The organism is Hymenobacter sp. BT491 (assembly GCF_014349165.1).
Classification (GTDB): Bacteria; Bacteroidota; Bacteroidia; order Cytophagales; family Hymenobacteraceae; genus Hymenobacter; species Hymenobacter jejuensis.
This window is the reverse complement of sequence record NZ_JACSJJ010000011.1, coordinates 57,675-67,770: the sequence shown is the minus strand read 5'-3', so window position 1 is coordinate 67,770 and position 10,096 is coordinate 57,675. Positions and strand designations below refer to the sequence as shown.

Genomic DNA, 10,096 nt, shown 5'->3' with positions numbered 1-10,096 from the left:
TGTCCAGCTCCACGGCTTGGTTGAACTTGCGCAAGTTCGTGAACACCACCGGCGGCGGGGTCGGGTTGGTGCGCACCTGCTCAGGACGAAATACGACCAAGCCGTTTACACCCCCAAAATATAGGCGACCGCTGTTGCGGCCCAGATGCGAAGCGCCCGCATTGAATTCGTCCTGAATCAGGCCGTCGCGGGTGTCGAAGGTATGGATTTGGCCGTTGCGGGGGGTAAAGCGCGCAATGCCTTTGTTAGTGGACAGCCACAGGTTGTTTTCTTTATCTTCTAACACGCTGTATACCACATCGTTAGGCAACCCCATTGACTGCCTGAACGATCTGAAATAGCCTTTCTCCGGATCTTCGAGCTTACAGAATCCGCCGCCTTCCGTCCCGATCCATAAAGTGCCGGTGTGATCCTCTAAGATGGCGCGCACGAAGTTGCTGCTGAGACTTTTGCGGTCCTGCGGATTGGAACGGTAGGTACGAAAACGCGCCGTTTGGGGGTCGTAGCGACACAGGCCACCCCCACCCGTCCCCACCCAGATCATCCCGCGTCGGTCTTGCAGCACTACCCGTACAAAGTTGTTGCTCAGACCATTAGGATTGGCAGCGTTGGCCCGAAAAACGATAAATCGCTTGGAAGTTGGATCAAACAGGTTGAGGCCGCCTTCCGTGCCAATCCACAGCCGGCCCTGCGGGTCTTCGTACACCGACCGAATGAAGTCGTCGCTTAGGCTGTTGAGCTGACCCGGCTGGTGGCGGTAATGCACAAATTGGCGGGCGCCCGGCTCCAAGCAGTTGAGCCCCTGGCTTTGGGTCCCGACCCACAAGCGGCCACGCCGGTCGAAGCACAACGCCCGCACAAAATCCTGACTGAGGCTGCCCGGGTCCTGCGGATCGTGGCGAAACCCCGTCCGGCGCTTCGTAAGGGGGTTGTAGCACACCAGTCCTTCGGTTTCGGTACCGACCCAGACCCGGCTAGCTGCGTCTTCGCTCACGGCCCACACGGCGCCTGGGTTGGTGCTGATGGGGTACGTAATGAAAGCCGGCGGCTCGGCCTCGAAGTTGCTGACGCCGCCTTCCGTGCCTGTCCACAGCAGGCCCGAACGGTCTTGATACAGGCTTTGCACCGCGTCGTCGGGCAGGCTTTGTGGCACCGGCTGCTGGTGTTGATACGTGCTAAAAGTGCCCGTACTAGGCTGATAGCGGCCAAGGCCGGCTCCCGTGCCCACCCACAGCGTTTGTACTTTGTCGAGCAAAAGGGTGTGCACCGCATTTGCGGGCAGGGCGCCCGGCTCAGCCGAGTGGCGAAAAATGCGAATCGGGCTACCGTCGGCGGGCAAATACCGCAGTCCTTCGTTTTCGGTACCGACCCAAAGTCCGCCTTTTTGGTCGGCCATCAGAGCCGTAACGGGGCCTGCCGCCACCCAATGCGGGTGCGGCACTAGGCGGCCGCTGGCCAGATCGGCGCGGCTGATGCGGCCTTCGCCCGTCCCGACCCACAACGTGCCGTCGGGGGTTTGGGCAATGGCCCGAATGGAGTTGCGCCGGACGTTGGCAACTTCTCTGGCATCGTGGCGAAAACGGTGAAAACGCCCTTTGTCAGCGTCAAAAAGATGTAAGCCGCCTTCGGTGCCAGCCCAGACTTGGCCGGTTGCGTCGCAAAACACGGCCCGCACGAAATCGTCGGCGAGGCTGGTACTGCTGGCTGGGTCGTATTGGAACGCCTGAAACGTATCCGTCAGCGGGTTGTAGCGGTTGAGGCCGCCTCCGCCCGTCCCGACCCAAATAGCGCCTTTGTGGTCTTGACAAAGCGACAGAATAAAGTTGCTGCTCAGGCTGCCTGGTCGTTGCGGATCGTTGCGAAACACGCGAAAATCGGTGCCGTCGTAGCGGCTCAGGCCGTCTTGCGTGCCCATCCACAGAAACCCGCGCCGGTCTTGCACCATGGCATAGACGCTATTTTCGGAAAGACCATTGGCCGACGTAAGCGTGCGAAATGTAAGCGGCGGGGTCTGTGCTGCCACTAGCTCTGGCGCTAACAGCACTAACACCCAAATCGTAACTATCAGATATACAATTCGTTGCATAGATAGCAAAAGGCCGTGCACCAAGGTACTGCTCAACTGATTAAAGCTATCAAAAATCGGCGGGCGCGCCTACAGCCAGTTGCGGAGACAAAGGAGCAGACCCCAAAAGACGAAAGGCTACTTCTGATTAGACGCAAAGCGCTCAAGCCATTGCCTCAGTTCGTTTTCACTTATTGTTAAGTGCGACACGTATTCGAAGAAACGAGGCGTAGCATCGTTCGGACGGTGGATCTCTAATGTAGCTGTAAATGCTCGCTGAGTTCGGTCCAATTCCACTACCATCTTATTCCATGGTTGCCACACAAACTCCTTTGTCCATATGGCTTCAGGCGTCAGCCGTAGTAGCACATCGTTCTCCCTGAGGCGCAGGCGCCCAACATGCATGAGTAAGGCACCAAATATGAAAACTGCTATACCTGAAATAATGCGCTCAAAGTCTGAGCATAAATAGGCTCCGACGAAGGAAATGGAAGCGCCAAAAGCCACGAATACCATTGCCTTCCAACGGATGTATTTTACTTCTTTCACTCGGGTAAAATAAGGAAGCCCCTCCTCAAGCTCAAAAGCTGACGAAGGGGCTTCCCTCTTTTTTATGTTAGCCTACTTACTTCTGCACCACGGCCGTTTTGATGCTCAGCTCCTTTAGCTGCACTTCCGAAATCGGCGAGGGCGAATCGATCATGACATCGCGGCCGGAGTTGTTTTTCGGGAAGGCAATGAAGTCGCGGATGGAATCGGCGCCGCCGAAGAGCGAGCAGAGGCGGTCGAAGCCGAAAGCGATGCCGCCGTGGGGCGGGGCGCCGTATTCGAAGGCATCGAGCAGGAAGCCGAACTGCGCTTTGGCTTCTTCGTCGGAGAAGCCGAGCAGCTCAAACATGCGCGCCTGCACGCCGCGGTCGTGGATGCGGATGGAGCCGCCGCCCACTTCTACCCCGTTGATTACCATGTCGTAAGCATTGGCGCGCACTTCCCCGATCGTATCGGGCGAGTCGAGTAGCGGCACGTCTTCGGGCTTGGGCGACGTAAACGGGTGGTGCATGGCAAAGTAGCGGCCCTCCTCTTCGTTGTATTCGAGGAGCGGAAAATCAACCACCCACAGCGTCGAGAACGAATCTTTGTCGCGCAGACCGAGGCGCTGCCCCATTTCTAACCGCAACTCGCTCAGCGCTTTACGGGTTTTATTGGGTTCGCCAGCCAAAATCAGCAGCAAGTCGCCGGGGTTGGCATTGAAAGCGGCTTTCCATTTTTGCAGCTCTTCCTGCGAGTAAAACTTATCGACCGACGACTTCACGTTGCCGTCGGCTTCGACGCGGGCATACACGAGCCCGGTCGCGCCGATTTGGGGGCGTTTTACAAACTCGGTCAGTTCGTCGAGTTGCTTGCGCGTGTACACGGCGCAGTTGATGGCGTTGATGCCGGCCACCAAACCGGCGTTGTCGAACACGGGGAAGTTCTGGCCCTTTACGATGTCGTTGAGTTCCACAAACTCCATGGCAAAGCGCGTGTCGGGCTTGTCATTGCCGTAGCGGCGCATGGCGTCGGCGTAGGTCATGCGCGGAAAGTCTTGCAGCTCAATGCCTTTCACTTCCTTAAATAGGTAGCGCACCAACTCCTCGAAGGTGTTCAGGATGTCTTCCTGCTCCACAAACGACATTTCGCAGTCAATTTGGGTGAACTCGGGCTGGCGGTCGGCGCGCAGGTCCTCGTCGCGGAAACACTTGACAATCTGGAAGTAACGGTCGAAGCCCGACACCATCAAAAGCTGCTTGAAGGTCTGGGGCGACTGCGGCAGGGCGTAGAATTCGCCGGGGTTCATGCGCGAAGGCACCACAAAGTCGCGGGCACCTTCCGGCGTGCTTTTGATGAGCACCGGCGTTTCCACTTCGATAAACTGCTGGCCGTCGAGGAAGCGGCGCGTGGCCTGGGCTACACGGTGGCGCAGCATCAGGTTGTTGCGCACGGTGTTGCGGCGCAGGTCGAGGTAGCGGTATTTCATCCGCAGGTCGTCACCCCCATCGGTTTCGTCTTCGATGAGGAAAGGCGGCAACTTGGCCGGGTTGAGCACCTCCAGCTTCTCGACCCGAATTTCGATGTCGCCGGTGGGCATTTTGTCGTTTTTGGAATAGCGTTCGGCTACGTTACCCGTCACCTGCACCACGTATTCGCGGCCCAGCGTGCGGACTAATTCGCGTTGCGCTTCGGCCTCCACGCCTTCTTCGAGCGTGAGCTGCGTGATGCCGTAACGGTCGCGCAGATCCACCCAGAAGATGCCGCCTTTGTCGCGGGTGCGCTGGACCCAGCCGGTGAGCGTGACGGTTTGACCAACATTTTCTTGGCGGAGTTCGCCGCAAGTGTGCGTACGGAGCATAGCAACTAGGATTCGGAAGATTATCGGAACCGCGAAGGTAGGAAGAAAGGCTTTTGAACCGGTTCCCTAAAAATGCGTCGGCCACTTTTCCCGGTGGCTGTAATGAAATACAGTCGCCCGCGATTCATCTGTAAACCTGTAATGCCACGAAGCTGCTTGGCCGGGCCTGCTACGCGCAGCCGAATCGTAACTATTCAGCACAATTACGGCTCACACGGCGGCTTTTTACGCTGCACAGCGCAACCAGCACGGCATTTCTCTATCTTTTCAACGCCATTCAACTAACTCCCTCTTACCCAATTCGATTTGCCCGCATGGAACTCGTTATTGAAAATCTATCCAAAACCTATCCCAACGGCGTGCAGGCCCTGCGCGACGTGTCACTAACGATTCCGACGGGTATGTTTGGCTTGTTGGGGCCCAACGGCGCCGGCAAGTCGTCGCTGATGCGCACCATTGCCACGCTACAAGAAGCCGACAGCGGTTCCATTCGGCTCGGCGACATCGACGTGCTACGCGATAAAGACGCCGTGCGCCGCGTGTTGGGCTATTTACCGCAGGAGTTTGGCGTTTATCCTAAAGTTTCGGCCGAGGCCTTGCTCGATCATTTTGCCGTGCTCAAAGGCCTTTCCAACACCAAAGAACGCCAAGAAGTGGTGGCTGCCTTGCTGCAACGCACCAACCTCTACGACGTGCGCAAAAAGAATTTGGGCGGCTTTTCGGGCGGCATGAAGCAACGGTTCGGCATTGCCCAGGCCCTGCTAGGCAATCCGCGCCTGATCATCGTCGACGAGCCTACTGCTGGACTCGACCCCGGCGAGCGCAACCGCTTTCACAACTTGCTGAGCGAGATCGGCGAGAACATCATCGTGATTCTGAGCACGCACATCGTGTCGGACGTGAGCGATTTGTGCCGCAACATGGCCATCATCAACAAAGGCCAGGTGCTGCTTACCGGCGACCCGTTGCAGGTGATGCAGGAGCTGCGCGGGCAAGTGTGGCGCCGTGCCGTAGCGAAAGAAGAACTGGCGGCGTTGCAGCAAGAGCAGCGGGTAATTTCCTCGCGCCTGTTTGCGGGTCAAACCATCGTGCACGTCCTCGCCGACGCGCAGCCTGGTCCCGAATACACGCCCGTCGAGCCTAGCCTGGAAGACGTGTACTTCGCTCGCATTGCCGAGGCCGAGCGCGGCGTCACGCTCAACCAGGACAAAGTAGCGGTAAGCTAAACGCCTACATCAATTCTGACACTTGCTATATAAGTATTTGATTATAAATCACTTATATAACTGCTTAACACTCTCTTATAGGCATTCCCTCTACCCTGCTTCATGTTCTGGCAAATTTTTACGTTTGAGCTTTGGTACCGGCTTCGTCGGCCGGCTACTTATATCTATTTCGGTATTCTGTTCATGCTGGCGCTGTTGCTGGCGTTGGCGCAGGGCGGCGTTTTCGAGAGTTTATCGGGGGTGTTTGGCACCGGCCCGGTAAAACTCAACTCGCCGTTTACGGTCAACAGCATGACCACCGCCCTGACGCTGCTGCCGGGCGTGCTGTTGATTTCAGCTATGTTCGGCCCGGCCGTGCTGCGCGACTTTGAAACCCGCATGCACCCACTGCTTTACACCACGCCCATCAGCAAAGCCGGCTATCTCGGCGGCCGCTTCTTTGGCACGCTCGTAATTACCATGCTGGTACTCAGCGGCATCGGGCTGGGATTGTGGATAGGAACGCTGTTTCCGGGCATTCAGCCCGAGCGCCTGGGCCCGTCGAGCATCAGTGCCTACCTCACGCCCTACCTGACGTTCGTGCTGCCCAACGTCCTGCTGACGGGGGCCATTTTCTTCGTGCTGGCCACCCTCACGCGCCAAGCGCTGAGTACTTACGTGGGCAGCATTGTGTTTTTGGTGCTGTACGTGATTGCCCGCAGCCAGCTTCGCGACCTCGACAACCAAACGCTGGCGGCCCTGCTCGACCCCATGGGCAATGGCGCGTTGTCGCTGCTCACCAAATACTGGACGGCCTCCGAAAAAAATACCCTTACGGTGCTCCCGGTTGGCTTATTGGGCCTCAACCGCCTGATCTGGCTGGGCGTTGGCCTGCTGCTGATTGGGTTCTGCTACCTGCGTTTTCGCTTCGTGCAAGGCTCCACCGAAGGCGGCCGGCGCACGCGGCCCGAACCGCTGGGCCAAGCGGTAGTACCATCTGCCAATCAGGTGCTATTGCCGCGGGTGGCGCAGCAGTTTGGTTTTGCCCAATACCTGCGCCAGTGGCTACGCTTGACGGGGCTGGAGTTGAGTGCCATTGTAAAAAGCCCCTATTTCATCGCGATTGTAGTTGCCGGCATGGCGTTTATGCTGGCGGCGGCTTTCAGCATTGGCAAAGTGTATGGCACTAATACTTACCCCGTTACGGGACAGGTAGTGCCGGCGCTCTCGGGTTCGTTTGCGCTGTTTGTGCTGGCCATTGTTACGTTTTACGCCGGCGAGCTGGTGTGGCGCGAGCGCGACGCCCGGCTCAACCAGATGTACGACGCGCTGCCCATTCCAAACTGGGTGCCGTTTGCCTCCAAACTGGCGGCGCTGCTGATCATCCCGGTATTGTTGCAAGTGCTGGTGCTCGTGTTTGGGTTGCTCACCCAGGTTTTTTACGGCTATTTCAATTTTGAAATTGGGCTATACCTAAAGTGGCTTTTCGCACTGAACCTGCCCAGCTATTGGCTGCTGGTAGTGCTCGCCATAGTGATACATGTAGTGGTCAACCACAAGTATTTAGGCCACTTTGTAATGGTGCTGTACTACCTCTTTACGGGGTTTGCCGGCCAACTCGGGCTGGAGCAGAACCTGCTCATCTACGGCTCCGATTCGGGCCTGCGCTACTCGGCGCTCAATGGGTTTGGGCACTTTATCGGGCCGTATCTGTGGTTTATGCTCTATTGGGGCCTGCTGGCGGTGGCGATGGCCGTGGCGACCAATCTGCTGTGGGTGCGCGGCACCGAAACCTCTTGGAACATGCGCCAGCACTTGGCAGCGCGGCGCTTTACAGGTTCGGCGCGGCTGGCCCTGGGGCTGGCGCTGGCGTTGTTTGTGGCCGTGGGCGGTTGGATTTTTTATAACACCAACATTCTCAACGACTTCCGCAGCAACAAATCGCAACAGGAAGAGACCGTTCAGTACGAGAAGAAATATCGCCACTTCCTGCGCACGCCCCAGCCGCGCATTGTCGCCGTTGATGTGCAGGTTGACCTGTTTCCGGAGCGCCAGGAAGCCCGCCTGCGCGGGCAATACTGGCTGCGCAATAAAACCAACCGTCCTATTGATTCAGTGGTGCTGAACCTGGTTAACAACGTGCGTATCCGGAAGCTAGCCTTGGGCAACGGTGCACGCACCGTACTCGCTGATTCGGCATTGGCGTTTTTTGTGCAGCGCTTGCCCCAGCCGTTGGCGCCTGGCGATTCGCTGCCCCTGTCGTTTGACCTGTACTACGACGCGCCCGGTTTCGAAAACAACACCCGCCGCACCAGTATCGTCTACAACGGCACGTTTATCAACAGCCAGCTCATGCCCCACCTCGGGTACGACGAAAGCGGCGAGCTAAGCGAGGAAAGCGCCCGCAAGAAGTACGGCCTCAAGCCCAAGCCGCGCATGGCCGCGCTCAACGATACGGCCGCCCGCCGCAATACGTACATCGCCAAAGATGCCGATTGGGTGCGGTTTGCGGCCACCGTGAGCACGTCTCCAGACCAGATTGCGCTAGCGCCTGGCTATTTGCAGCGTGAGTGGCGCGAAGGCGGCCGGCGCTATTTCCGCTACGCCATGGACGCTCCCATCCTGGATTTTTACTCCTTCCAGTCGGCGCGCTACGCACAGCATCGCGCCAAATGGAACAACGTGGACATCGTGATTTACTACCAACCCGGCCACGAATACAACTTGGCGCGCATGACCAAGGGCGTGCAGGACGCCCTGACGTACTACACCAAAAATTACGGTCCCTACCAGCACCGGCAGGTACGGGTAGTTGAGTTTCCGGGCTATGCCAGCTTTGCCCAGTCGTTTCCCAACACCATTCCCTTTTCCGAAAGCGTAGGTTTTATTGCCCAAGTCGATTCGACCAACCCGAAAGACGTTGATTACCCGTACTTTATCACGGCGCACGAAGTAGCGCACCAGTGGTGGGCGCACCAAGTGATCGGGGCCGACGTGCAGGGTTCCACGCTCATGTCGGAAGCTTTGTCGGAATACTCGGCTCTGATGGTAATGAAACAACGCTACGGCGAGGCCATGATGCGCAAGTTTCTCAAGTATGAGATGGACGATTATCTGCGCGGCCGGGCATCCGAGAACATCAAAGAGCTACCCTTGTATAAGGTTGAAAATCAACAATATATACACTACCGAAAAGGTTCGGTGGTGCTGTATGCGTTGGCCAACTACATCGGCGAAGACAAAGTAAATCGAGCCTTATCCGATTATTTGCAGGAAGTAAAGTTTCAGGAGCCGCCCTACACGACGTCGCTCGACTTGCTGAAGCATTTCCAGCAGCAAACCCCTGATTCGTTGCAATACCTGCTCACGGATATGTTCCGGCGCATCACACTCTACGAAAACAAAGCCGATTCCGTAACCGCCCACAGGCTCCCCAACGGGCATTACCGCGTCGATATGGTGTTGAGTGTCAAGAAGATGTACGCCGACAGCACGGGCAACGAAACCCCCGCCAAGCTGATGAACGATTGGATTGACGTAGGCGTATTAGCCCGTAAAAAAGTAAACGGCCAGTGGCAGGACGTGACCCTGTACCGGCAGAAACGCCGTTTCCGCCCCGGCACTACCCGCCTGAGCGTGGACGTGGCTGCAAAACCCGAAACGGCCGGCATCGACCCCTACAACCTGCTCATCGACCGCACCCCCGACGACAATACCAAACCCGTGGTGGTGAAATAGCCGCTGATCATAAGTTGCATATTAGTAAGCTTTTATAGTTATAAAGCCTTTCCTAGCCGCCTGCAACTCCGCAACCGCGGCCAAAATTGGCCCCAAATGTGCAAAGAGCCGGAAAACGCTTCGCTTTCCGGCTCTTTCTATTTTTTCCGCTATGACACGCTCCTTTTTGTTAGCCGCTGCTGCTTTGCTTGCCTTCACCACGGCGCAGGCCCAAACCACCGGCACCAAGATCAAAACAAAAACCAAATCGGACGCTGCCGGTGCCGTGGTTAAGTCCAAAACCGAAGGCGAACCCGTGGTGCTCGACGGCCCCATCAAGCGCGTTGAAACCCTATCGGGCATCGACGTGTATCCCGACCCCAACAAAGGCACCATCTTCCTGAGCTTCACCCAGCAATTTACCAAGCCTGGTACGCTGGTGATGACGAATTACAAAAAACAGGAGGTTTATTCGACGCCTCTCGACCCGCTGAACAATACTGGTGCGCCCGTCGATTTGGGTCGCATTCCGGCGGGCACCTATTTAGTGGAAGCCAAAACGGGTAACTACGTGTACTGGAAAAAAGTCAATATTAAATATCCTTCGTCGGCCGTTGTGTCGAGCAAGAAAAAGAAGAAATTGCGCTACTAATCTCCCTGTTCTCTCCACCGTTCACCCCCCGAAAGCCTCCGCTACCAATCTGGTGGCGGGGGCTTTTT

6 protein-coding genes are annotated in these 10,096 nt (G+C 57.1%); 3 read left to right on the top strand and 3 right to left on the bottom strand.

Going from position 1 to position 10,096, the window contains the following annotated elements; translation table 11 throughout:
* The 3 genes from H9I52_RS22555 to aspS form a co-directional block, all read right to left on the bottom strand.
* A partial coding sequence (locus H9I52_RS22555; RefSeq protein ID WP_316248073.1) for a two-component regulator propeller domain-containing protein occupies positions 1 to 2,086 on the bottom strand: 2,086 nt, incomplete at its 3' end.
* Positions 2,087 to 2,203: 117 nt separating this feature from the next.
* On the bottom strand, positions 2,204 to 2,614 hold the full coding sequence (locus H9I52_RS22550) for a hypothetical protein (protein ID WP_187455743.1): 411 nt from the start codon (positions 2,612 to 2,614) through the stop codon (positions 2,204 to 2,206).
* Positions 2,615 to 2,690: 76 nt separating this feature from the next.
* Positions 2,691 to 4,454: an aspartate--tRNA ligase gene (aspS, locus tag H9I52_RS22545; RefSeq protein ID WP_139514765.1), complete on the bottom strand. Its 1,764-nt coding sequence runs from the start codon at positions 4,452 to 4,454 to the stop codon at positions 2,691 to 2,693.
* A gap of 314 nt (positions 4,455 to 4,768) precedes the next feature.
* On the opposite strand from aspS, the gene H9I52_RS22540 reads away from it, so the two are divergent.
* From H9I52_RS22540 to H9I52_RS22530, 3 genes are all read left to right on the top strand, one after another.
* Positions 4,769 to 5,680, top strand: coding sequence for an ABC transporter ATP-binding protein (locus H9I52_RS22540; protein WP_187455742.1), 912 nt, complete (start codon positions 4,769 to 4,771; stop codon positions 5,678 to 5,680).
* 102 nt (positions 5,681 to 5,782) lie between these two features.
* Complete coding sequence (locus H9I52_RS22535; RefSeq protein ID WP_187455741.1) at positions 5,783 to 9,397, top strand: ABC transporter permease/M1 family aminopeptidase; 3,615 nt, start codon at positions 5,783 to 5,785, stop codon at positions 9,395 to 9,397.
* 151 nt (positions 9,398 to 9,548) lie between these two features.
* Complete coding sequence (locus H9I52_RS22530; protein ID WP_139514768.1) at positions 9,549 to 10,028, top strand: T9SS type A sorting domain-containing protein; 480 nt, start codon at positions 9,549 to 9,551, stop codon at positions 10,026 to 10,028.
* The last annotated feature ends 68 nt before the right edge of the window (positions 10,029 to 10,096 follow it).